The organism is Pseudomonas sp. NFACC51 (assembly GCF_900103575.1).
GTDB classification, from domain to species: Bacteria; Pseudomonadota; Gammaproteobacteria; order Pseudomonadales; family Pseudomonadaceae; genus Aquipseudomonas; species Aquipseudomonas fluorescens_Q.
Map to the genome: position 1 here is coordinate 294,698 of NZ_FMXH01000003.1, position 23,313 is coordinate 318,010.

At 64.6% G+C, this 23,313-nt stretch carries 20 protein-coding genes; 13 read left to right on the forward strand and 7 right to left on the reverse strand.

Annotation, left to right across the window (positions count from 1 at the left end):
* Positions 1-118: 118 nt before the first annotated feature.
* The 7 genes from BLT00_RS08295 to gshB all read right to left on the reverse strand — a co-directional run bounded on the left by BLT00_RS08295 (position 119) and on the right by gshB (position 6,151).
* Entirely contained in the window at positions 119-1,390 is a 1,272-nt protein-coding gene (locus tag BLT00_RS08295) for a dihydroorotase (protein ID WP_072346220.1), read from the reverse strand.
* Positions 1,387-2,391 (reverse strand): aspartate carbamoyltransferase catalytic subunit, encoded by a 1,005-nt coding sequence (locus BLT00_RS08300; protein WP_003177495.1) that lies wholly within the window; start codon positions 2,389-2,391, stop codon positions 1,387-1,389. The genes BLT00_RS08295 and BLT00_RS08300 overlap by 4 nt, the downstream gene beginning before the upstream one ends.
* 24 nt (positions 2,392-2,415) lie before the next feature.
* Entirely contained in the window at positions 2,416-2,922 is a 507-nt protein-coding gene (pyrR, locus tag BLT00_RS08305; protein WP_003206474.1) for a bifunctional pyr operon transcriptional regulator/uracil phosphoribosyltransferase PyrR, read from the reverse strand.
* Positions 2,923-3,007: 85 nt separating this feature from the next.
* Positions 3,008-3,445 carry a Holliday junction resolvase RuvX gene (gene ruvX, locus BLT00_RS08310; protein WP_003177497.1) on the reverse strand — a complete coding sequence of 146 codons (438 nt, stop codon included), beginning with the start codon at positions 3,443-3,445 and terminating at the stop codon, positions 3,008-3,010.
* Positions 3,445-4,014 (reverse strand): YqgE/AlgH family protein, encoded by a 570-nt coding sequence (locus BLT00_RS08315; protein ID WP_003206472.1) that lies wholly within the window; start codon positions 4,012-4,014, stop codon positions 3,445-3,447. Before BLT00_RS08315 ends, ruvX begins: the two co-directional genes overlap by 1 nt.
* 209 nt (positions 4,015-4,223) lie before the next feature.
* Positions 4,224-5,120, reverse strand: coding sequence for an energy transducer TonB (locus BLT00_RS08320; RefSeq protein WP_057449546.1), 897 nt, complete (start codon positions 5,118-5,120; stop codon positions 4,224-4,226).
* Positions 5,121-5,197: 77 nt separating this feature from the next.
* Entirely contained in the window at positions 5,198-6,151 is a 954-nt protein-coding gene (gshB, locus tag BLT00_RS08325; protein ID WP_063323969.1) for a glutathione synthase, read from the reverse strand.
* Positions 6,152-6,374: 223 nt separating this feature from the next.
* Between gshB and BLT00_RS08330 the strand changes: the two genes are divergently transcribed.
* From BLT00_RS08330 to mdcH, 13 genes are all read left to right on the forward strand, one after another.
* The gene (locus tag BLT00_RS08330; RefSeq protein WP_003206467.1) at positions 6,375-6,803 is read left to right on the forward strand and encodes a response regulator; all 429 of its coding nucleotides are present in this window, start codon (positions 6,375-6,377) and stop codon (positions 6,801-6,803) included.
* A gap of 48 nt (positions 6,804-6,851) precedes the next feature.
* The gene (pilH, locus tag BLT00_RS08335) at positions 6,852-7,217 is read left to right on the forward strand and encodes a twitching motility response regulator PilH (protein ID WP_063325209.1); all 366 of its coding nucleotides are present in this window, start codon (positions 6,852-6,854) and stop codon (positions 7,215-7,217) included.
* Positions 7,218-7,227: 10 nt separating this feature from the next.
* On the forward strand, positions 7,228-7,767 hold the full coding sequence (locus tag BLT00_RS08340) for a chemotaxis protein CheW (RefSeq protein ID WP_072346228.1): 540 nt from the start codon (positions 7,228-7,230) through the stop codon (positions 7,765-7,767).
* Between the two features lie 93 nt (positions 7,768-7,860).
* Entirely contained in the window at positions 7,861-9,924 is a 2,064-nt protein-coding gene (locus BLT00_RS08345) for a methyl-accepting chemotaxis protein (RefSeq protein WP_092150081.1), read from the forward strand.
* Positions 9,925-10,109: 185 nt separating this feature from the next.
* Positions 10,110-16,043 carry an Hpt domain-containing protein gene (locus BLT00_RS08355; RefSeq protein WP_092150084.1) on the forward strand — a complete coding sequence of 1,978 codons (5,934 nt, stop codon included), beginning with the start codon at positions 10,110-10,112 and terminating at the stop codon, positions 16,041-16,043.
* Positions 16,036-16,515, forward strand: a complete 480-nt coding sequence (locus BLT00_RS08360; RefSeq protein WP_072346234.1) for a chemotaxis protein CheW — start codon at positions 16,036-16,038, stop codon at positions 16,513-16,515. Before BLT00_RS08355 ends, BLT00_RS08360 begins: the two co-directional genes overlap by 8 nt.
* A gap of 764 nt (positions 16,516-17,279) precedes the next feature.
* A complete protein-coding gene (gene mdcA / locus BLT00_RS08370) occupies positions 17,280-18,950 on the forward strand; it encodes a malonate decarboxylase subunit alpha (RefSeq protein WP_092150706.1) in 1,671 nt (556 codons plus the stop codon).
* Positions 18,951-19,826 (forward strand): triphosphoribosyl-dephospho-CoA synthase, encoded by an 876-nt coding sequence (locus BLT00_RS08375; protein ID WP_092150709.1) that lies wholly within the window; start codon positions 18,951-18,953, stop codon positions 19,824-19,826.
* Positions 19,826-20,125: a malonate decarboxylase subunit delta gene (locus BLT00_RS08380; RefSeq protein WP_003206454.1), complete on the forward strand. Its 300-nt coding sequence runs from the start codon at positions 19,826-19,828 to the stop codon at positions 20,123-20,125. The genes BLT00_RS08375 and BLT00_RS08380 overlap by 1 nt, the downstream gene beginning before the upstream one ends.
* Complete coding sequence (locus BLT00_RS08385; RefSeq protein WP_092150712.1) at positions 20,118-20,969, forward strand: biotin-independent malonate decarboxylase subunit beta; 852 nt, start codon at positions 20,118-20,120, stop codon at positions 20,967-20,969. Before BLT00_RS08380 ends, BLT00_RS08385 begins: the two co-directional genes overlap by 8 nt.
* The gene (mdcE, locus tag BLT00_RS08390; RefSeq protein ID WP_092150715.1) at positions 20,966-21,769 is read left to right on the forward strand and encodes a biotin-independent malonate decarboxylase subunit gamma; all 804 of its coding nucleotides are present in this window, start codon (positions 20,966-20,968) and stop codon (positions 21,767-21,769) included. The genes BLT00_RS08385 and mdcE overlap by 4 nt, the downstream gene beginning before the upstream one ends.
* Positions 21,763-22,386 carry a malonate decarboxylase holo-ACP synthase gene (locus BLT00_RS08395; protein ID WP_175456265.1) on the forward strand — a complete coding sequence of 208 codons (624 nt, stop codon included), beginning with the start codon at positions 21,763-21,765 and terminating at the stop codon, positions 22,384-22,386. The genes mdcE and BLT00_RS08395 overlap by 7 nt, the downstream gene beginning before the upstream one ends.
* Complete coding sequence (mdcH, locus tag BLT00_RS08400; protein WP_092150718.1) at positions 22,383-23,303, forward strand: malonate decarboxylase subunit epsilon; 921 nt, start codon at positions 22,383-22,385, stop codon at positions 23,301-23,303. Before BLT00_RS08395 ends, mdcH begins: the two co-directional genes overlap by 4 nt.
* Positions 23,304-23,313: the final 10 nt, after the last annotated feature.

Consider the following 23,313-nt stretch of genomic DNA (forward strand, 5'->3'; position numbering starts at 1 on the left):
GGTCGCCTGCATCGCGAGCAAGCTCGCTCCCACACTGGATTGAGGTGTTCACACATCATGTGTTCACCAAAGATCCACCTGTGGGAGCGAGCTTGCTCGCGATAGGTGCGGCGCGGTATCAGGCCTGGTGAGTAATCCGCCCATCCATCAGGGTGTAACGCACCGCACCCGGCAGGCTATGGCCGATGAACGGGCAGTTGTCACCCTTGGAGCGCCAGGCTTCCCCGGCCACGGTGGACGCGGCGGGGTCGAACAGCACCAGGTCCGCCGCGGCGCCCACCGCCAGTTTCCCCGCCGGCAATTGCAGCGCCTGGGCCGGGCCGTCGCTCAGGCGTGCCAGCAGGGTCGGCAGGTCCAGCAAGCCGTCTTCCACCAGCGTCAGGGCTAGCGGTAGCAGCAGTTCGACACTGCTGATGCCCGGCTCGGTGGCGCCGAACGGTGCCAGCTTGGCATCGCGCTCATGGGGTTGGTGGTGGCTGGAGATGGCCGAGATCACCCCGGATTTCACCGCCTCGCGCAGGCCATCGCGGTCGGCGCGGGTGCGCAGTGGCGGCTGGACGTGGTAGACGCTGTTGAAGTCGATCAGCGCTTCGTCAGTCAGGATCAACTGGTACAGCGCCACATCGGCGGTCACCGGCAAGCCGCGGGCCTGGGCCTGGGCGATCAGTGCCGCACCGCGAGCACTGGTCAGTTGGCTGAAGTGCGCGCGCACGCCGCTTTGCTCGACCAACAGCAGGTCCCGGGCCAGGGCCACGGTTTCGGCGGTTTCCGGGATGCCCGGCAGGCCGAGGAAACTGGCGGTCGGGCCTTCGTGGGCCAGGCCACCTTCGGCCAGGTCGTGGTCCTGGGAGTTGAAGATCACCGTCAGGCCGAAGGTCGCCGCGTATTCCAGGGCACGGCACAGGGTACGGGTGTTGCGGAAACTGTTCAGGCCGTTGCCGAACGCCACGCACCCGGCGTCGCGCAGGGCGATGAGTTCGGCCAGTTGCTCGCCGTCCAGGCCCTTGCTCAGTGCGCCAATCGGGAAGACCTTGGTGTTGCCGGCCTCGCGGGCACGGTCGAGGATCAGTTCGGCGACGGCCGAGGTGTCCAGCACCGGTTTGGTCTGCGGCGGACAGCACAGGCTGGTCACGCCCCCGGCGGCGGCGGCCCGGGTTTCGCTGACGATGCTGCCTTTGCGGCTGTAGCCCGGTTCGCGCAGGGCGACGTTCAGGTCCACCAGGCCAGGGGCGGCCACCAGGCCATGGGCGTCGAGGACCTCGACGGCCACGAAGCCGACCGGAGCGGCGCCCAGGGCGACGATCTTGCAGGCATCGATATGGATATCAGTCACTTGATCCAGGCCACTGGCTGGATCGATCACGCGTGCGCCGAGAATGCTGAGCTTCACTGGGCGTTCTCCTGGTCGAATTGGCGCTGGGCCGTTTGCCCGCTCATGGCCATGGACAGCACGGCCATGCGGATGGCGATGCCGTAGGTCACCTGGTTGAGGATCACTGAGTGTGGCCCGTCAGCCACCGCTGATTCGATTTCCACGCCGCGGTTGATCGGTCCCGGGTGCATGACGATGGCGTCCGGCTTGGCCCCGGCCAAACGGGCGGTGGTCAGGCCGAACAGGCGGTAGAACTCGCCTTCGCTGGGCAGCAAGCCGCCGGTCATGCGTTCGCGTTGCAGGCGCAGCATGATCACCACGTCCACATCCTTGAGGCCTTCGGTCATGTCGGTGTAGACCTTCACGCCGTATTGCTCGACGCCGATGGGCAGCAGGGTCTTCGGCGCGATCACGCGGATGTCCGGGCAGCCGAGGGTCTTGAGGGCCAGCATGTTCGAACGGGCCACCCGCGAGTGCAGGATGTCGCCGACGATGGCCACCGACAGGTTCTCGAAGCTGCCCTTGTGTCGACGGATGGTCAGCATGTCCAGCATGCCCTGGGTCGGGTGGGCGTGACGGCCGTCGCCGCCGTTGATGATCGCCACCTGTGGGCAGACGTGCTCGGCAATGAAGTGCGCGGCGCCGGAATCACCGTGGCGCACGACGAACATGTCGGCGGCCATGGCTTCGAGGTTGCGCAGGGTGTCGAGCAGGGTTTCGCCCTTGCTCGCCGAGGACGTGGACACGTTGAGGGTGATCACGTCCGCCGACAGCCGCTGGGCCGCCAGTTCGAAGGTGGTGCGGGTGCGGGTGGAGTTTTCGAAGAACACGTTGCACACGGTCTTGCCGCGCAGCAACGGGACTTTCTTCACCGCCCGGGCGCCGACTTCGAGGAACGAGTCGGCAGTGTCGAGGATTTCCGTCAACAGCTCGCGGCGCAGGCCGTCGAGGGACAGGAAGTGCCGCAGCTGGCCCTGATCGTTGAGCTGCAGCGGGCGCTTGGTTTCGAGAGGCGTCATCGCGATGGACTCTTACAAGGGCAGTTAAAGGGCAAGGTCTTGCAGTTCGAGTTGCAGTGGCGACGGCCCGGAGAGCTTGACCCGCTCATGGGCGGCCAGCGTCAGCGTCGCGCCGACCACGTTCGGCCGGATCGGCAGCTCGGCGGCATCCAGGTCCAGCAGGCACACCAGCGTCACGCTGGCCGGGCGGCCGTAGTCGAACAGTTCGTTCATGGCGGCGCGGATGGTCCGGCCGCTCATCAGCACGTCGTCGATCAGCACCAGGTGCTGACCTTCGATCTCGAACGGCAGGGCCGAGGGGCGCACTTGCGGGTGCAGGCCGTTCTGGCTGAAGTCGTCGCGGTAGAAGGACACGTCCAGGGTGCCCAGTGGTGATTGGCTGCCCAGTGCTTCGAGCAAGGCCTGGGCGACCCAGACACCCCCGGTGCGAATGCCAATGTAACGCGGGTCGCTGATGCCGCGGTGTTCCAGGTGTGCCTTGAGACGAATCGCCATCTGGCTGATCAGTTCGGCAGGATTGGGCAGGCTCATGCTGGCTCCTTCAGGTTCCCGGGCCGGTGGTGAGTGGCGCGGCTTATCGCTAAAAGAAAGCGCCTTGGCGGCGCTTTGTAAAAAATCAGGTTTCGAACAGGGCGGCGTTGGCGTCGAGCCAGCCTTGCAACAGCAGGGCGGCGGCGATGGCGTCCACCGGGTTGTCGCGGTAACTGCCTTTCTGCCCGCCACGCACCAGGCGCTCGCCCTTGGCCTCGAAGGTGGTCAGGCGCTCGTCATGGGTATAGAAGGGCAGGTTGTAGCGGCCATTGAGCCGGCGGGCGAACTTTTCGGCGCGCAGGCACATGTCGCTGGGCGTGCCGTCCATGTTCAGCGGCAGGCCGACCACCACGGCATCGGGTTTCCACTCCTTGATCAGCGCTTCGACCTGGTTCCAGTCCGGAACGCCATTCTGCGCCTTCAAGGTGCACAGCTCACGGGCCTGGCCGGTAATGACCTGGCCGACCGCGACGCCGATCTGTTTGGTGCCGTAATCGAAGCCCAGCAGCAAGCGCAGCGCCATCAGGCGTGTCCTGCCTGGCTGGTGAGCAGGCTGAGGTTGACCCCCAGCCGGCTGGCCGCCGCTTCCAGGCGCAGTTCGCTGCTGGTGTTGAACAGGATATCGGCGTCGAACGGGCAGGTCAGCCAGGCGTTGTCGGCCAGTTCGGCTTCCAGTTGCCCGGGTTCCCAACCGGCATAGCCGAGGGCGATCAGGCTTTTCTCCGGGCCGACGCCGTCGGCGATGGCGAACAGCACGTCCTGGGAGGTGGACAGTGACACCCCGTCCAGGTCCACGGTGGCCTGGTATTTGGGGCCCGACGGGTGGAGCACGAAACCGCGGTCAGTCTGCACCGGGCCGCCGATGAAAATCGGCACGTGCTGGCACAAGAGTGGCGGTTCGACCTCGGGGCGCAACTGCTCCAGGATGTCCGCCAGGTTCAATTCCTGCGGGCGATTGATTACCAGCCCCATGGCCCCATTGGCCGTGTGCTCGACGATGTAGGTCAAGGTGTGGGCAAAATTCGGATCGGCCATGTGCGGCATGGCAATCAGGAAGTGATGCTTGAGGTAGGTGGGGCTGACGTTTTTCATAGGCGCTAGTGTGGCGGGGCGGGGGCGAACTGACAAGCTGGGGATGTGCAGGAAATACCCGAAACCGACATGAAACCCCTGTGGGAGCGAGCCTGCCTGATCGTTCCCACGCTCTGCGTGGGAATGCCTCACTGGACGCTCCGCGTCCACCATGCTGGGACGCGGAGCGAGCCTGGCTGCATTCCTACGCAGAGCGTAGGAACGATCAATCAATTGCTCGAAAGCCGATCACCACGGGCAAACTTCCAGGTGCGGATGATTTCCAGTCGGTCGATGTCCGACAGGTCCCCGGTAAACGGCGCGAACGGCGCAGCCAGGCGCACGATCCGCTGGGCGGCCTGGTCCAGCAGCGGCTGGCCGGAGGACTCTAGTACCAGCACTTCATACAGCGAGCCATCGCGGTTGATCGAGACCATCAGCCGCAGGTTGCCGTAGATCTGTTTGCGCCGGGCTTCGTCGGGGTAGTTGAGGTTGCCGATGCGCTCGACCTTCTTGCGCCATTCGTCCTTGTACCAGGCGCCCTTGTCGCGCATGGTCGAGGCGGCGCTCAGGCGATGGATGCGCGGGCGCTTGGCGTAGAGCTGTTGCTCCTGGGCCAGTTCGGCTTCCAGGCTGGCGATGTCGCTGGACAACTGTGAGCTGTCGAAGGTGGGTTCGGGGGCCTTGGGCTTGGGATCAGGCTTGACCTCTTCCTTGACCGGGGCCTTTTTCGGTTTTGGCGCCACGGTGGTCACGGCGGCCTTGGGCGCCGTCTCCTGCACCTCGGGCTTGGCGGCTGGCGGCGGGGTGACTTTTTGTACCTTGGTATCCTGGAATGGCGCGATCTCGGTGGTCTTGGGGATCGCCTTTTTTTCCAGGGTGCCGCTGCCTTGCTGGTTTTCCTGGGCGAGGAAGTCGGCCTTCTTGGGCTTGGTCTCGCTCTTGAAGGTGGCCAGGGTGATTTCCAGGGTCTGGCTGATCTGCTTGGGCTCGACCGTGGCAAACCCGACGCCCAGCAGCAGGGCCAAGTGGATCAGCGCCGCCAGGAACAGGGTAAAACCGAGGCGATCGGCCGGGCGCACGCCACGATGGGCGAGCTCTTGGGGCAGATCGGACGGGAGTGTCATGACAAGGAAACCAACATCGCGTTTTTTTCAGGCCGGGCATGATAGCGCAATGTGGGTTTCCTTCAGCAGGATCTGGATCAACGAGCCTTGAGCTTCTGATCGATGGCATCCATCAGCATCCCGCCGATGTCGGTGCCAAAGGCGTTGTCGATCTCGCGGATGCAGGTCGGGCTGGTGACGTTGATTTCCGTCAGGTGCTCGCCGATCACGTCCAGGCCCACGAACAGCAGGCCTTTCTCGCGCAGGGTCGGGCCGACCTGGGCGGCGATCCAGCGATCCTTCTCGGTCAATGGACGCGCCTCGCCACGCCCGCCGGCCGCCAGGTTGCCACGGGTTTCGCCGGCGGCCGGGATGCGCGCCAGGCAATAATCCACCGGTTCGCCGTCGATCATCAGGATGCGTTTGTCACCGTCGACGATGGCCGGCAGGTAGCCCTGGATCATGATCTGCTGCTTGCCGTGCAAGGTCAGGGTTTCGAGGATCACCGACAGGTTCGGGTGGCCGGCGGTGTGGCGGAAAATCGAAGAGCCGCCCATACCGTCCAGAGGCTTGAGGATCACGTCGCCGTGGTGGTCGGCGAACTCACGCAACACGTCTGGGCGACGGCTGACGATGGTCGGCGGCGTGCACTGCGGGAACAGCGTGGCGAACAGCTTTTCGTTGCAGTCGCGCAGGCTCTGGGGCTTGTTGACCACCAGCACGCCGGCGTTTTCAGCCTGTTCCAGCAGGTAGGTGGAGTACACGAACTCCATGTCGAACGGCGGATCCTTGCGCATCAGGATCACGTCCAGGTCGCTCAGCAGCGCGTCGCTCTCGGTGCCCAGCTCAAACCACTTCTCGGGGTTGGCGAAGACTTTCAGCGGCTTCATCCGCGCCCGAGCCTGGCCTTCGGCCTGGTAGAGGTCGCGCTGTTCCATGTAGAACAGCTCCCAGCCGCGCTTCTGAGCGGCCAGCAGCATGGCCAGCGAGCTATCCTTTTTATAGGAAATACTGGCGATAGGGTCCATGACAATGCCGACGCGTACGCTCATGGCTTGGTTCCTCGAATGTGATGGGCACATATTGGTGCGAAAAAGTGGCGTCAGAGTGGCGCCCGGAAGATTGGCGGTCAAGGAAAAACCACCGCGCCGAGCGGCCGATAGATCGGCGATGGAGACTGTGCTAAAAAGGCTGCCATGTGACGTGCGGGCCTTGAACATCAAGGGTTTGCGCTGTCGATCACACTTACGCGTTAAAAACCGGTTTGCAGTGGCAATGGCAGAGCATCTCACGCAGCAGCAACCCAGCGCCTTGAAGGTCATGGTCATCGACGATTCGAAGACCATCCGCCGCACCGCCGAAACCTTGCTGCGCAACGTGGGCTGCGAGGTGATCACGGCCGTCGATGGTTTCGATGCCCTGGCCAAGATCGCCGACCATCATCCGGGCATCATTTTTGTCGACATCATGATGCCGCGCCTGGATGGCTACCAGACCTGTGCCCTGATCAAGAACAACAGCGCGTTCAAGGCCACGCCGGTGATCATGCTGTCGTCCCGCGACGGGTTGTTCGACAAGGCCAAGGGGCGCATCGTCGGTTCCGATCAGTTTTTGACCAAGCCGTTCAGCAAGGAAGAACTGCTGGGCGCGATACAGGCCCATGTCCCGGGCTTTGCCGCTGTCCAGCCGCACCAGGCACATTAATGACACTTGGCCAACGGGCCAGGGGTCAACAAGAAAATGGGGAACACCATGGCACGAGTTCTGATCGTCGATGATTCGCCGACTGAAATGTACAAACTGACCGGCATGCTGGAAAAGCACGGCCATCAGGTCCTGAAGGCCGAGAATGGCGCCGATGGCGTGGCCCTGGCCCGCCAGGAAAAACCCGATGCGGTGCTGATGGACATCGTCATGCCCGGCCTCAACGGTTTCCAGGCCACGCGCCAGTTGACCAAGGACCCGGACACCGGCCACATCCCCGTGATCATCATCACCACCAAGGACCAGGACACCGACAAGGTCTGGGGCACGCGCCAAGGTGCGAGGGACTACCTGACCAAACCGGTGGACGAAGAAACCCTGATCGCGACCCTGAACAAAGTGCTGGCGGGTTGACGGCACGGCCATGAGCCAATCCCTGACTGCATTCGAACTGCTGCTGCAGATCGACCGGCGCTGCCGGTTGCTGGGGGCGGACCTGCCCTCCCAGCCGGCCCATCGCGCCGGTTGGAGCGGCATCGGCTTTCGCTTGGGCGAGCACTGGTACGTGGCGCCGATGGGCGAAGTCAGCGAAGTGCTGCACGAACCACGTCACACGCATTTGCCCGGGGTCAAGCCGTGGGTGCGTGGAGTGGCTAACCTGCGCGGGCGCTTGTTGCCGTTGATGGACTTGTGCGGGTTCTTTGGCCACGAGCTGTCGACCGTGCGCAAGCAGCGGCGCGTGTTGGTGGTGGATCACGACGAGGTGTTCGCCGGGTTGTTGGTGGACGAGGTCCTTGGGCTGCAGCATTTTGCCCAGGAAAGCCTGGAACCGACGCTGGTGGACGACCTTGACGGCCCCGAAGCGGCCTTCGTCAAGGGGCGGTTTGGCGGCGAGCGCGAGTGGCAAGTGTTCAGCCCGTTTGCCCTGGCGCGGTCGCCGGGGTTCATGGATGTGGCGATTTAACGAGGTGCAGCGCAGGCCCCTTGTGGGAGCGAGCTCGCTCCCACATTGGTTCGGCGGTGACTGGGTTGGATTGGGCAGTACAGGCGAGAACCGATGATCAAAGCAAAAACAGGCAAGCCACTGGAAGCGTCGCGCAGTCGTTCGCAGATCATCGTGCTGTTCGTCGCGCTGATCGTCTTCATCATGCTGCTGTTCGCCAACTTCGCTTACCTCAACACCCAGTCCGCCTACGACAAGCAGTACATCGGCCATGCCGGTGAGCTGCGGGTACTGTCCCAGCGCATCGCCAAGAACGCCACCGAGGCTGCCGCCGGCAAGCCCGCGGCATTCAAGCTGCTGAGCGATGCGCGCAATGACTTCGCCCAGCGCTGGGGCTACCTCAAACAAGGCGACCCGGTGACCGGCCTGCCCCCGGCGCCCGCCACCCTGCGCCCGCAGATGCGCGCCGTGCAGTTGGATTGGGAACGCCTGCTCAAGAACACCGATGCCATCCTCTCCAGCGAACAGACCGTGCTGTCGCTGCACCAGGTGGCGGCGACCCTGGCCGAAACCGTGCCGCAGTTGCAGGTCGAGTACGAAAAAGTCGTCGAGATCCTGCTGCAACGCGGCGCGCCGGCCGCCCAGGTGGCCATGGCCCAGCGCCAGTCGTTGCTGGCCGAACGGATTCTCGGCGCGGTGAATACCGTGCTGGCGGGGGACGAAAACGCCAGCCAGGCCGCCGACACTTTCGGTCGCGACGCCGCGCGTTTTGGCCAGGTGCTCAACGGCATGTTGCAAGGTGACCCGGCCCTGAAGATATCCCAGGTCCAGGACCGCGATGCCCGGGCACGCCTGAGCGAAATCAGCGAGCTCTTCGAGTTCGTCTCCGGCTCGGTGGACGAAATCCTCGAGACCTCCCCGGAGCTGTTCAAGGTCCGCGAATCGGCCGGCAACATCTTCAACCTGTCGCAGACCCTGCTCGACGAGGCTTCGCACCTGGCCACGGCCTTCGAAAATCTCGCCGGCGGGCGGTCCATCAATACCATCGGCGGCTATGTGCTGGGTTTGCTGGCGCTGATGTCGATCATCCTGATTGGCCTGGTGATGGTCCGCGAAACCAACCGCCAGTTGCACGAAACCGCACAAAAGAACGAACGCAACCAGAACGCGATCATGCGGTTGCTGGATGAAATCGAAGACCTGGCCGATGGCGACCTGACCGTCACGGCCTCGGTCACCGAGGACTTCACCGGCACCATCGCCGATTCCATCAACTATTCGGTGGATCAACTGCGCGACCTGGTGGCGACCATCAACCTGACCGCCGGCCAGGTCGCCGCTGCGGTGCAGGAAACCCAGGCCACGGCGATGCACCTGGCCCAGGCCTCCGAGCACCAGGCCCAGCAGATTTCCGAAGCTTCGACTTCAATTAATGAAATGGCCCAGTCCATCGACCAGGTGTCGGCCAATGCCGCCGAGTCGTCGGCGGTGGCCGAGCGGTCGGTGGAAATTGCCAACAAGGGCAACGAGGTGGTGCACAACACCATTCACGGCATGGACAACATTCGCGAACAGATCCAGGACACCGCCAAGCGCATCAAGCGCCTGGGTGAGTCATCCCAGGAAATTGGCGACATTGTCAGCCTGATCGACGACATCGCTGACCAGACCAACATCCTGGCACTCAACGCCGCCATCCAGGCGTCCATGGCCGGTGATGCCGGGCGCGGGTTCGCGGTGGTGGCCGATGAAGTGCAGCGCTTGGCCGAGCGCTCTTCGGCGGCGACCCGGCAAATCGAGACCCTGGTGCGGGCGATCCAGGCCGACACCAACGAGGCGGTGATTTCCATGGAGCAGACCACCACCGAAGTGGTGCGCGGTGCGCGACTGGCCCAGGACGCCGGCGTCGCCCTGGAAGAAATCGAAGGCGTGTCCAAGACCCTGGCGGCGCTGATCCAGAGCATCTCCAACGCTGCGCAGCAACAGACCACCTCGGCGGGGCAGATTTCCTTGACCATGAACGTGATCCAGCAGATCACCTCGCAGACCTCATCCGGTTCCACCGCCACTGCCGAGAGCATTGGCAACCTGGCGAAAATGGCCAGCCAGCTGCGCCGTTCGGTGTCGGGTTTTACCTTGCCGGCGGCGGCAGCGGCTGGCGATGAGGAAAAAGGGTGACTGACCTGTTGGGAGGGAATGTACCTGTGGCAAGGGCGCTTTTGTGGCGAGGGAGCTTGCTCCCGCTGGGTGGCGCAGCCGCCCCGAATATTTTGTGAGCGCTGCGCACTCAAGCGGGAGCAAGCTCCCTCGCCACGGGGTTCTGGGCCGTACCACAGGCATACGACTGTTGATTTGGAGTGGTTATGGGTGATCGGCACGACTATGTGGCCCTGGAATGGGTCAAGGGCGAGATTGCCGAAACGCTGAAGCAGGCTCATCTGGCCCTCAACCGCTTGGTGGACGATCCGCAGGCGTCGGACGCCCTCGGGCAATGCCTGGCCTGCATTCACCAGGTCCACGGCGGCCTGCAGATGGTCGAGTTCTACGGTGCGGCGCTGCTGGCCGAGGAGATGGAGCAGCTGTGCGCCGCTCTGCAGGACAACCGCGTCACCCATCGCGACGAAGCCATCAGCCTGTTGAGCCAGGCCTTGGGGCAGTTGCCGATCTACTTGGACCGCGTACAAGGTGCCCGTCGCGACCTGCCGCTTGTGGTGCTGCCCTTGATCAACGACCTGCGTAGTGCCCGGGGCGAGAGCCTGTTGTCGGAAACCAGCCTGTTCAGCCCCGAGTTGCCCGATATCGCGCCGCTCAGCGACGAGGCGTTGCAGCGCCTCGAACCCGCGGACCTGCCAAACACCTTGCGCAAACTGCGCCAGACCCTGCAAATGGCCCTGGTGGGCCTGTTGCGCGAACAGGATGACGCGACCCACCTGGGTTACCTGGCCAAGGTCTTCCACCGCCTGGAAACCTTGTGCGCTGGGGCGCCGCTCAATGCGTTATGGCAGGTGGCCTCGGCGCTGGTCGAAGGCATGCGCGACGGGCGTATCGCCAACAGCCCGGCGCTGCGCAGCCTGTTCAAGGAAGCCGACAAGGAGCTCAAGCGCCTGCTGGACCAAGGCATGCCTGGCATCAATCAGCCGGCACCGCCCCACCTGCTCAAGAGCTTGTTGTTCTATATTGCCAAGGCCGAACATCCCAGCGGGCAGATGCAGATCATGAAAGAACGCTACTCACTGGACGACGCGCTGCCCGACAGCGCCATGGTCGACGAAGAACGCGCGCGCCTGGCCGGGCCCGACCGCGATGCCATGCGCTCGGTGCTTGCCGCGCTGTGCGAGGAGTTGGTACGGGTCAAGGAGCGCCTGGACCTGTTCGTGCGCAGTGACCGCCAGCATGCCTCGGAGCTGGACAGCCTGTTGGCGCCGCTGCGGCAGATCGCCGACACCCTGGCGGTGCTCGGTTTCGGCCAACCGCGCAAGGTCATCATCGATCAACTGGCGGTGGTCCTGAGCCTCGCCCAGGGCCAGCGCGAGCCGGATGACGCGACCCTCATGGACGTCGCCGGAGCCTTGCTCTACGTCGAGGCGACCCTGGCCGGCATGGTCGGCACCGTCGAGCCCGAGAGCCGCGAAGACACCCACCTGCCCACCACCGACCTGACCCAGATCCACCAGATCGTCATCAAGGAAGCCCACACCTGCCTGCAACAGGCCAAGGACATGATCGTCGACTACATCGACGCGGACTGGAACAGCGAGCAACTGCAACCCTTGCCGGCGCTGCTGACCCAGGTGCGCGGCGCGCTGGCGATGATTCCCCTGAGCCGTGCCGCCAGCCTGGTGGAGGCCTGCAACGCGTTCATCCGCGACCACCTGTTGCTGGACCAGGCCCAGCCGGGGTGGGAAGAACTCGACCACCTGGCCGACGTGATCACCGGCCTCGAATACTACCTGGAGCGCTTGAGCGAGGACCCGGAAACCTCCGGCGAGCCGTTGCTCAATGGGGTCGAGCGGAGCTTGGCTGCGCTCGGTTATTTCCCTGACGAAGCGCGGGTGCCGGTGCTCGACGATGTGTTGAGCCCCAACGAAGCCCAGGTCATGCAGGACTTGCAGGAACTGGATGACCCGCAGACGGTGCAATCCTTGGCCGAAGTGCTGGCCAGCCCGATCTCGGCGGTCAATCCGCCGGCCAGGAGCACCCCGGGCAGCCTGTTGCCGCCACCGTTGGATGAACGTCCGGTGGACGACGAGTTGCGCGAGGTCTTCCTCGAGGAAACCGGCGAGGTGTTGGACGTCCTGCGTGAATACCTGCCGCGCTGGAGTGCTCATCCCGACGACCACGGCGCGCTGAGCGAACTGCGCCGGGCCTTCCATACCCTCAAGGGCAGCGGCCGGATGGTCCGGGCGCTGGTGCTGGGTGAACTGGCCTGGGCCGTGGAAAACCTGCTCAACCGGGTCCTGGAGCGCAGCGTCGAGCCGCAGGCCTCGGTCCGCCAGTTGGTTGAAGACACGGTGCAGTTGTTGCCGGCCCTGGTGGCTGAATTCGCGGCCAATCACCAGCGCCAGCGCGACGACGTCGACCGCTTGGCCGCCCGCGCCCATGTCCTGGCCAAGGGCGGCGACGAGGAGGATGAAGACGAGCAGGACGTGGCCGCTCTCGATCCGCTGCTGTTGAAGATCTTCGACAACGAAGCCCAGGGCCACCTCGCCAGCCTCAATCGCTTTCTCGATCAGTCGGCCGACCACCTGCCCTTGCAGGCCAGTGATGAATTGCAGCGGGCCTTGCATACGCTCAAGGGCAGCGCTTCGATGGCCGGCGTGCTGCCGATCGCCGAACTGGCGGGGGCGATGGATGAGCTGGCCCGGGAATACCGGGCGCATCTGATTGCCCTCGACCTGGATGAAGTCGAATTGCTGCTGGAAGCCGAAGGGCTGCTGCGCCGTGGCTTGCGCCAGTTGCACAGCGAGCCGCTGGCGGCGATCCCCGGGGCCGAGGATCTGATCCTGCGTGCCCAGGCCCTGCTGGCCGAGCGTCTGCACGCCGCCAACAATGCGCCAGACAAAGTGCTGCGAACCAAGCGCGACCCACAACTGATCAACAACTTCCTCGCCCAGGGCATGGACATCCTGCTGGACGCCGAAAGCCTTTTGCAGCGCTGGCAGCAGCACCCCGGTGAAGGCCAGGAACTGAGTGCGCTGCTCGATGAGCTGACCACCCTCGGCGAAGGCGCGCACTTGGCCGACTTGCACCCGGTGGACGAACTCTGCGAAGCCTTGCTCGACCTCTACGGTGCGGTAGAGGAAAGCAGCCTGGCGGTCAGCAATGAATTTTTCCAGGAGGCCCAGCGCGCCCATGAAGCGCTGATCGACATGCTCGATGAGCTGGCGGCCGGGCAGCATGTGCATCCGCAGCCGGCGCGGGTACAAGCCTTGCGCCGCCTGCTCCAGGAGAGCCTCGACCCGTCGGCCACCGGTCTGATCCGCAGCGACGGCAGCCGCACCCTGAGCATCCGCGAACTGGGCCACGCAACGGCGGAAATGGAGCGTGACGCGCCCGTCGATACCTCGATGGAAGATGATCTCTCGGCGATTTTTCTCGAAGAAGCCCAAGACATCCTCGAAAGCGCCGCACAAGCCTTGCAACGCTGGTTGGCCGATCCGGATAACGGCGCGCCGCTGTCCTCGCTGCAACGTGACTTGCACACCCTCAAGGGCGGTGCGCGAATGGCCGACATCCGGCCGGTGAGCGACCTGGCCCAGGAGTTGGAAAACCTTTACGAAGGGCTGGTGGACCGGCGCTACAGCTACAGCGAGGAGCTGGCGCAACTGCTCGCCAGCAGTCATGAACGCCTCGACCTGTTGCTCGGGCAGTTGCAGCAGGGCCAGCCGTTGGGCGATCCCGTTGCGCTGATCGACGCCATTCGACGGTTCCGCCAGGACAAGCCGAACGCCATCGAGACGAGCGCAGCGGCCCAGGCCGACGGCGCCGGCCATGATCCCGAGTTGCTGGAAATCTTCCTTGAGGAAGGCTTCGACATCCTCGACAGCTCGGGCGCGGCGCTGCTGCGCTGGCAGGAAGAACCGTCGAATCGCCAGGCCGTGGAAACCTTGCTACGGGATTTGCACACCCTCAAGGGCGGTGCGCGCATGGTGGAAATCGTCCCCATCGGCGACCTGGCCCACGAGTTGGAAAACCTCTATGAAGGTCTGTCGGCGGGTCTGCTGCAGCCGACCCCGGCGCTGTTCACCTTGTTGCAAAGCAGCCATGACCGACTGGCGCAGATGCTCGACGCCGTGCGCGCCGGCCACCCGTGCCCGCTGGCGGACCGGCTGATTGCACAGATCCAGGCGGTGAATCATCCCCAGGAGAATGCCGCGCCGCAGGCTGTCTCGGCGCCGGAGCCGGTGCCTACTCCCATCGTCAGCCCACCCGCGGCGCCTGCAAGACCGGACCCCGGCGCGGCGGGCGACGGTGCGGACATGGTCAAGGTCTCCGCCGAACTGCTCGACGACCTGGTGAACCTGGCGGGCGAAACGTCGATCTTCCGTGGGCGTATCGAACAGCAGGTCAACGACGCGCGCGTGGCCCTGGGCGAAATGGAAACCACCATCGAGCGCATGCGCGATCAGTTGCGACGGCTGGATACCGAAACCCAGGGGCGAATTCTCAGCCGACAACAGGTCGAGGCCGAGCGCCTGGGCTATGAAGAGTTCGACCCGCTGGAGATGGACCGCCATTCCCAGTTGCAGCAGTTGTCCCGGGCGCTGTTCGAGTCCGCCTCGGACTTGCTTGAGCTCAAGGAAACCCTTGATCGCAGCAATCACGATGCCGAGGTCCTGCTGCAACAGCAGGGGCGTATCAACACCGAGCTCCAGGAAGGCCTGATGCGTACGCGCATGGTGCCCTTCGAGCGTATGCTGCCCCGGCTCAAGCGCATCGTCCGGCAAGTGGCGCAGGAGCTGGGCAAGGACGTGGAATTCCTGGTCGGCAACGCCGACGGCGAGATGGACCGTAACGTGTTGGAGCGCATGGCTGCCCCTCTTGAACATATGCTGCGCAACGCCGTCGACCACGGTCTGGAGCCGGCCGACGTGCGCATTGCCGCCGGCAAGCCGGCACGAGGACGTATCAGCCTCGACCTGTCCCGGGAAGGCGGCGACATCATTTTCGACATCCGCGACGACGGCGCCGGCGTGCCGCTGGAGGCGGTGCGCAGCAAGGCGATCAAGCGTGGCTTGCTGGCGCCGGACAGCGACATCAGCGACCGCGACGTGCTGCAGTTCATCCTGCAACCAGGGTTTTCCACTGCCGAGAAAATCACCCAGATCTCCGGGCGTGGCGTCGGCATGGACGTGGTCCACGAAGAGGTGCGGCAATTGGGCGGCAGCATGGTCATCGATTCCACGCCGGGGCAGGGCGTGCATTTCCGCATTCGCCTGCCGTTTACCGTGGCGGTTAACCGGGCGTTGATGGTGCACTGTCACGAAGACCAGTACGCGATCCCGCTGAACACCATCGAGAGCATTGTGCGGGTGTTGCCCGCCGAACTGGACGGCCATTACCAGCTCGATCCGCCAACCTACACCTACGCCGGGCAGCGGTACGAGTTGTGCTACCTCGGTGAGCTGCTGAAAACCGGCGCCCGGCCGAAACTGCTGGGCCAGAGCCAGCCCTTGCCGGTGCTGCTGGTGCAGTGCAACGAGCGGCATGTTGCGGTGCAGGTGGACGCTACCGCCGGGACCCGGGAGATTGTGGTCAAGAGCCTCGGACCGCAGTTCTCGGCGGTACAGGGCCTGTCCGGGGCGACGATCCTGGGGGATGGCCGGGTGGTGTTGATTCTCGACCTGCTGGCGCCGATCCGCGCCTTGCCCCACCAGGTGCCGCGCCGCCAAGTGCCGGTAGAAGGCGAGGGCGAACCGCAACGGCCGCTGCTGGTGCTGGTGGTGGACGACTCAGTGACCGTGCGCAAGGTCACCAGTCGCCTGCTGGAGCGCCACGGCATGCACGTCCTGACTGCCAAGGATGGCGTGGATGCCATGGCGCTGCTGGCCGAGCACGCCCCGGACCTGATGCTGCTGGACATCGAGATGCCGCGCATGGACGGCTTCGAAGTGGCCACGCAAGTGCGCAACGACCCGCGCCTGGCGCATTTGCCGATCATCATGATCACCTCCCGCACCGGCCAGAAACACCGCGACCGTGCCATGGCCATCGGCGTCAACGACTACCTGGGCAAGCCGTACCAGGAATCGGTGCTGCTCGACAGCATCGCCCACTGGAGCAAGACCCATGCATGACCTGCACCACTCGCGTACCGACCACCTCACCGGCCTGCTGCTGCCACTGGCCGACCGCCACCTGATCCTGCCCAACGTGGCCGTGGCCGAGTTGATCGACTACCAGAGCAGCGCCTTCGACATGGACACCCCGCCGTGGTTTCTGGGGTGGGTGAGCTGGCGCGAACGGCAGATCCCGCTGCTGAGCTTCGAATCGGCCTGTGGCCAGAAAACCGTGATTGGCGAACGAGTGCGCATCGTCGTCCTCAACGCCCTGGGCGGGCGTCCGGAGCTGAGGTTCATCGCACTGTTGGTGCAGGGCATCCCACGCTCCTACAAGCTCGACACTCAACTGAGCTACGTCGACGTGCCGCTGTGCGGGTTGGAGCAGGCGGCGGTGCAGGTGGGGGAGCATGTAGCGAAGGTGCCGGATTTGTTGGCGTTGGAGGAGTTGGTGGTGGCTGCGGGATTGGTTCGGCAGCACAAATCCTGAGACATACGAAGTTCCAATGAGCTTGCCCGCGAGGTGGCCTGATAGTCGTTGACCGGGTGCATATCCATTTCTGCGGTAACGGCCACTTAGGGTTCCGCCCTGACGGCGGGTCACTTTCGAAAATCCGGAAGCCGGCCCAGGCGAAAGTAACCAAAGCGCTTTTGCCCCACCACTCGGTGCCTCGCTAGGGCTCGGCATGCCCGAACGCAGGCATTGCTCCGTGGGCCCGCCGCGAAGGGCCATCCATGGCCCAGCGCGGCTATCCCGGCATCCATGCCGGGATGCCCACTCCACAATGCCTGCGTTCGGCCAGCGTGGTTAACGGGGCGCCGAAATCAACGTCCATCGCGAGGCGGCCTTATAGCCGACCTGTTTCGCCCGGGTGTACTCAATTCCAATGTGGGCTGGCCCGCGAAGGCGGCGGCACATTCTGCATTGATGCGAGCAGAGCCGCCGCCATCGCGAGCAGGCTCGCTCCCACACGGGGCATCGTTGCGCCGTGATTAACCGGCCTACCAATACCCTGTGGCGAGGGAGCTTGCTCCCGCTCGGCTGCGTAGCAGCCGCGAACCCGGCAATGCGGTCTGCCTGAAAATACACAGGGGCCTGCTTCGCAGGCCAGCGGGAGCAAGCTCCCTCGCCACAGGGCGGTGTGTCCATCCCACCATTACTCCAACCGTAACGATCCGCCGCTGAGCTTGATTGATGCCCTCGCCACAACACTCCTAAGGTAACCCCCACGACAGCGAATCCGTGGAGTGGTCATGACAACAACAATATCCCCCGACTCGCGCTGGACGCGGCGACGCAGCGAAAAGCAGCGGCGTCTCGAGCTGGTGAAGGGGCTTGCCGACGGTGTGGTGTTGCCCACCGACAAGATCGTTGCTGCGCTGGAGGCGTTGATTCTGCCCGGTGACCGCGTGGTGCTGGAGGGCAATAACCAGAAGCAGGCGGACTTCCTTTCCCGCTCCCTGGCGAAAGTCGATCCTTCGAAGCTGCACGACCTGCACATGATCATGCCCAGCGTCGGCCGTTCCGAGCACCTCGATCTGTTCGAACGCGGCATTGCCCGCAAGCTCGATTTCTCCTTCGCCGGCACCCAGAGCCTGCGCATCAGCCAATTGCTGGAAGACGGCCTGCTGGAAATCGGCGCGATCCACACCTACATCGAACTCTATGCCCGCCTGGTGGTGGACCTGATTCCCAACGTGGTGCTCTCGGCCGGTTTCATGGCCGACCGCGCCGGCAATATCTACACCGGTCCCAGCACTGAAGACACGCCGGCGCTGATCGAACCGGCGGCCTTCAGTGACGGCATCGTCATTGTCCAGGTCAACCAGTTGGTGGACGACGTCAGTGACCTGCCGCGAGTCGACATTCCGGCGTCCTGGGTCGATTTTGTGGTGGTGGCCGACAAGCCGTTCTACATCGAGCCGCTGTTCACCCGTGACCCGCGCCACATCAAGCCTGTGCATGTGCTGATGGCGATGATGGCGATCCGCGGGATCTACGAAAAACACAACGTTCAATCCCTCAATCACGGCATCGGTTTCAACACCGCTGCCATCGAACTGATCCTGCCGACCTACGGTGAGTCCCTCGGTTTGAAGGGCAAGATCTGCCGTAACTGGACCCTCAATCCTCACCCGACCTTGATCCCGGCCATTGAAAGCGGCTGGGTCGAAAGCGTGCATTGTTTTGGCACTGAGTTGGGCATGGAAAACTATATCGCCGCGCGACCGGATGTGTTTTTCACCGGTCGCGATGGCTCGCTGCGTTCCAACCGCATGGTTTGCCAATTGGCCGGACAGTACGCGGTGGACCTGTTCATCGGCGCAACGCTGCAAGTGGACGGCGACGGCCATTCCTCAACGGTGACGCGCGGTCGATTGGCCGGTTTTGGCGGTGCGCCGAACATGGGGCACGACCCGCGTGGTCGCCGTCACGGCACGCCGGCCTGGCTCGACATGCGCCACGGCGATGGCGAGGCGCCGCTGCTCGAGCGCGGCAAGAAACTGGTGGTGCAGATGGTCGAAACGTTCCAGGAGGGCGGCAAACCGACCTTCGTCGAGACGCTCGACGCGGTGGACGTGGCGAAGAAAGCCGGCATGCCCCTGGCGCCGATCATGATCTACGGCGATGACGTCACCCATTTGCTCACCGAAGAGGGCATCGCCTACCTGTACAAGGCTCGTTCCCTGGAAGAGCGCCAGGCGATGATCGCGGCTGTGGCCGGGGTCACCGCCATCGGCTTGCGCCACAACCCGAAAGACACCGCGCGCATGCGCCGCGAAGGGTTGATCGCTTTGCCGGAAGACCTCGGCATCCGCCGGACCGACGCCACCCGCGAGCTGCTTGCGGCCAAGAGCGTGGCCGACCTGGTGGAGTGGTCCGGTGGCCTCTACAACCCGCCCGCCAAGTTCAGGAGCTGGTAAATGCACGCCTTCAACCTGCAACCGAAAAAACTGTCCTTGGCCGAACGTCTGGCGGACATGGCGGTGGATGCGCTGATCGACGAGGCCGACCTGTCGCCCAAACCCGCCCTGGTGGACCGGCGCGGCAACGGCGCCCACACCGATCTGCACCTGGGCCTGATGCACGCCTCGGCGCTGTCGCTGTGGCCCGCGTTCAAGGAAATGGCCGAAACCGCCCTCGATTGTGGCGAAATCGGCCTGCCATTGCGCGAAGCCCTCGGCCGGATCGGCCGTGAAGGTGAAGCCGCGATGCTTGTCACCACGGGCGGCGTGAACACCCACCGTGGCGCGATCTGGGCCTTGGGCTTGCTCGTGGCGGCGACGGCGCTGGAGCCTGAATCCAGTGCGCCAGGCGCAGTCACCCTGAGAGCCGCACGTCTGGCCTTGCTCAACGACCGCTATGCGCCCCAGCCCTTGAGCCATGGTGCCCAGGTGGCTCAGCGCTACGGCGTACGCGGTGCCCGGGAAGAAGCGCAACTGGCGTTCCCGGCGGTGACCGGCCTCGGCCTGCCGCAACTCAAACGCAGCCGCGCGGCGGGGGCGGGCGAGCAGAACGCCCGGCTCGATGCCTTGCTGGCGATCATGACCACCCTGGCTGACACCTGCGTGCTCTACCGTGCTGGCGAACCCGGTTTGCAGGCTATGCAGTTGGGCGCCAAGGCGGTGCTCGATGCCGGTGGCAGTGCCAGCCTGGGCGGACGCCGCCAGTTGCACGCGCTGGACCAACAACTGATCGCCTTGAACGCCTCGCCCGGCGGCGCTGCCGACCTGCTCGCCGCCTGCCTGTTCCTCGATCGTATCGAACGCGGCGATGGCCTCTTCCCTGGAGTGTGCTGATGGAAACCTTATCCTTTGAATTCCCCGCCGGGCAGCCGCCACGGGGGCGGGCGCTGGTGGGCTGCGTCGGCTCGGGCGACCTGGAAGTGCTGATCGAACCCGGCCTGGCGGGCAAGTTGACCATTCAGGTGCAGACCTCGGTCAACGGCAGTGAACAACGCTGGCAGCATCTGTTCGCCCGCATGTTCGACGGCCAGACACCGCCGGCCTTGTCTATCGACATCCACGATTTCGGCGCCACCCCCGGCGTGGTGCGTTTGCGCCTGGAGCAAGGCTTCGAGGAGATCGGCCATGACTGACAGTGCAGCGTTGCTCAACAAGCACAGTTTCGTCGAACTCGGCGCCCGGCAGCGGGCCAAGGCCTTGCTCGATGACGGCACTTTTCGCGAACTGCTCGACCCGTTCCAGCGGATCATGTCGCCCTGGCTGCTGCGCCAGGGCGTGGTGCTACAAAGCGACGACGGCGTGGTGATCGCCAAAGGCAGCCTCGATGGCTTGCCGGTGGTGATCGCCGCCATCGAAGGCGCGTTCCAGGGCGGCAGCCTCGGCGAAGTCGGCGGGGCGAAGATTGCCGGTGCGCTGGAGCTGGCCGCCGAGGACAACCGCAAGGGCATCCCGACCCGCGCCGTGCTGCTGCTGGAAACCGGCGGCGTGCGTTTGCAGGAAGCCAACCTCGGGTTGGCGGCGATTGCCGAGATTCATTCGGCGATCGTCGACCTGCGCCAATACCAACCGGTGGTCGGTGTGGTGGCCGGCAGCGTCGGCTGTTTCGGCGGCATGTCCATCGCCGCCGGGCTGTGCAGTTATCTGCTGGTGACCCAGGAAGCGCGGCTGGGCCTCAACGGCCCGCAAGTGATCGAGCAGGAGGCCGGGATCGACGAATACGACTCCCGCGACCGGCCGTTCATTTGGAGCCTGACCGGCGGCGAACAGCGTTTCGCCAGTGGACTGGTGGACCGTTACGTCGCCGATGATGTGGCGCGGATCCGCCAACAGGTCAGCCAATTGCTGCACCTGGGCGTTCCCGCGCAACACCGCAGCGGCCAGGCCGAACTGTTCCTGCAACGCCTGGCCCGTTTGGACACTGAAGTGCAAATCGAGCCGGCCACGGTTCGTCAGCTGTATCAGGGAGAACGCCCATGAACTCGTATTCATTGAGAGGCTTGCGCTGGTTCGAAGCCTTGAGCGGCGGCACCAAACCGTTGGAAAGCTTGCCTGCTTCGTTGAAGGTCGCGGACGTCACGCTGGGCGGGCAACACGTGCGCCTGCTGGCGGTGGTGGCGGATCCCGACAGTCGTTTTCCCCGTGCCCGCAACGGCGAGGTGGGTTTGCTCGAGGGTTGGGGCCTGGCCAAGGCCGTGGACGATGCCATCGACGCCGACCGTGATGCCTCCCACAAGCGTGCGTTGATCGCCGTTGTCGATGTGCCGAGCCAAGCCTATGGCCGGCGCGAAGAAGCCCTCGGTATTCATCAGGCCTTGGCCGGTGCAGCGGACAGCTATGCCCGCGCACGATTGGCCGGGCATCCGGTGATCGGTTTGTTGGTGGGCAAGGCGATGTCCGGAGCGTTTCTGGCCCACGGCTACCAGGCCAATCGGCTGATTGCACTGCGCGATCCGGGGGTGATGGTCCACGCCATGGGCAAGGCCTCGGCGGCGCGGGTGACCCTGCGCAGCGTCGAGGAGCTTGAAGCCCTGGCCGCCAGCGTGCCGCCGATGGCCTATGACATCGACAGCTTTGCCAGCCTGGGGTTGTTATGGGAAATTTTGTCGGTGGAGCAAATCGAACAGCCCTTGGCGGAGGATCTGACGCGGGTGACGGATTGTCTGCTCCAGGCGATTGAAGATGTCGAGGCGGGGCCGCGTGATCTGAGCGGCCGTCTGGGGGCGTACAACCGTATCGCGTCGAGCCGGGTTCGCCAACTGCTGAGAGAGCAGTGGTGAGTACGTATCTGGCCCATGACCTGCTCTGGGGGCTGACTCCGGAGCAGTTGGCTGCGGATGCGCCAACATGGGTAGTCGAGTCGATCACCGCCGGTCAACCGGTGGTGGTTCGGCGCGCATTGACGGCACCGGATCAAATCGCGGTCGGCGTGCGCGGGCGCTTGCGCGAGCAGCGTTATGCAACCTCGATGGCGATCGCGGCGATTGCCCGTCGCGTCATGCCAGAAGACCTTTGTCACGTTGCCTCGACTCGCGACTTGCCAGCCCTGCAAGCACTGTCCCGCCTGCGTCCGCTGCTCGATGCCAGTGGCTGGACCTGGGGCGTCAGCGGCAGCGCCGGGTTCGAGCTCGCCACGGGTATCGAGGCGCTGCATGAACGCAGCGACCTGGATTTGATTCTGCGGGTGCCGCATTTTCTCGATCGTCTCCAGGCCGGGGAATTGCTGGCGCAACTGGATGCCTCGGTTTGTGCCGTGGATATGCAGTTGCAAACACCCTGCGGTGCCGTCGCCTTGCGCGAGTGGGCGGGTTCGTCGCGGCGGGTCTTGCTCAAGGACGACGTGCAGGCACGGCTGGTGAGCGATCCTTGGCAGCCTGCATTGGAGCAAGTCGCGTGAGCAGCCTCTTCGTCTTTCCCGGTCAGGGTGCGCAGCGCGCGGGCATGCTCCATGGCCTGGCGCCGCAAGTCCTTGACGAGGCGACTGACGTGCTCGGTGAGGACGTGTTGCAACTGGACAGCGCCGAGGCCTTGCAGTCGACCCGCGCCGTGCAGCTGTGTTTGTTGATCGCTGGTGTGGCGGCGGCCCGTCAACTGCTGGAGCAGGCACCTGCCCCGGACTACGTGGCGGGACTGTCCATCGGTGCTTATCCGGCGGCGGTGGTGGCCGGGGCGCTGGGGTTCGAGGATGCTTTGCGGCTGGTCAGCCTGCGGGGCGAATTGATGCAGCAGGCGTATCCGCAAGGTTATGGCATGACCGCGATCATCGGCCTCGACCTCGCGGCAGTGGAGGCATTGCTGGCGCAGGTGCACAGCGACCACACTCCGGTCTACCTGGCCAACATCAACGCGGATAACCAGGTGGTCATCGCTGGCAACGATGAGGCCATGAACAACGTTGCCAGGCAGGCGCGAAGCCTGGGCGCCGGGAAGGCCTGTCGGCTGGCGGTGAGCGTGCCGTCCCATTGCCCGTTGCTGGAAGCACCGGCCCGGGCATTGGCCCAGGCATTTGCCGACGTGTCGTTGAAGGCACCGGCCTTGGGTTATCTCAGCGGTAGCCGCGCGCGACCGCTGATCGACACCGAGGCTTTGCGCGACGACCTGGCGTTCAACATGTGCCGCGTGGTGGATTGGCGCGGCACCGTGCAAAGCGCCTACGAGCGAGGCGTGCGACTGCAGATCGAACTGCCGCCCGGTGCGGTGCTGACCGCCCTGGCGCGCCGGGTATTCGAGCAGGGCACTGTCATGGCTTTCGACGGCGCCCGGCTCGACACTTTGCAGGCGCTGTTGCGTGAGGAGGGAAACCGCCAACCCTAAACCACCGACT

Coding starts and splice junctions, on each gene's coding strand:
- BLT00_RS08355 (WP_092150084.1), top strand. CDS start 10,110: ATGGGTGATCGGCACGACTATGTGGCCCTGGAATGGGTCAAGGGCGAG.
- BLT00_RS08300 (WP_003177495.1), bottom strand. CDS start 2,391: ATGACGCCTCTCGAAACCAAGCGCCCGCTGCAGCTCAACGATCAGGGC.
- BLT00_RS08380 (WP_003206454.1), top strand. CDS start 19,826: ATGGAAACCTTATCCTTTGAATTCCCCGCCGGGCAGCCGCCACGGGGG.
- pyrR (WP_003206474.1), bottom strand. CDS start 2,922: ATGAGCCTGCCCAATCCTGCCGAACTGATCAGCCAGATGGCGATTCGT.
- gshB (WP_063323969.1), bottom strand. CDS start 6,151: ATGAGCGTACGCGTCGGCATTGTCATGGACCCTATCGCCAGTATTTCC.
- BLT00_RS08315 (WP_003206472.1), bottom strand. CDS start 4,014: ATGAAAAACGTCAGCCCCACCTACCTCAAGCATCACTTCCTGATTGCC.
- BLT00_RS08385 (WP_092150712.1), top strand. CDS start 20,118: ATGACTGACAGTGCAGCGTTGCTCAACAAGCACAGTTTCGTCGAACTC.
- BLT00_RS08360 (WP_072346234.1), top strand. CDS start 16,036: ATGCATGACCTGCACCACTCGCGTACCGACCACCTCACCGGCCTGCTG.
- pilH (WP_063325209.1), top strand. CDS start 6,852: ATGGCACGAGTTCTGATCGTCGATGATTCGCCGACTGAAATGTACAAA.
- BLT00_RS08330 (WP_003206467.1), top strand. CDS start 6,375: ATGGCAGAGCATCTCACGCAGCAGCAACCCAGCGCCTTGAAGGTCATG.
- BLT00_RS08345 (WP_092150081.1), top strand. CDS start 7,861: ATGATCAAAGCAAAAACAGGCAAGCCACTGGAAGCGTCGCGCAGTCGT.
- BLT00_RS08340 (WP_072346228.1), top strand. CDS start 7,228: ATGAGCCAATCCCTGACTGCATTCGAACTGCTGCTGCAGATCGACCGG.
- BLT00_RS08375 (WP_092150709.1), top strand. CDS start 18,951: ATGCACGCCTTCAACCTGCAACCGAAAAAACTGTCCTTGGCCGAACGT.
- mdcE (WP_092150715.1), top strand. CDS start 20,966: ATGAACTCGTATTCATTGAGAGGCTTGCGCTGGTTCGAAGCCTTGAGC.
- BLT00_RS08320 (WP_057449546.1), bottom strand. CDS start 5,120: ATGACACTCCCGTCCGATCTGCCCCAAGAGCTCGCCCATCGTGGCGTG.
- ruvX (WP_003177497.1), bottom strand. CDS start 3,445: ATGGCGCTGCGCTTGCTGCTGGGCTTCGATTACGGCACCAAACAGATC.
- mdcA (WP_092150706.1), top strand. CDS start 17,280: ATGACAACAACAATATCCCCCGACTCGCGCTGGACGCGGCGACGCAGC.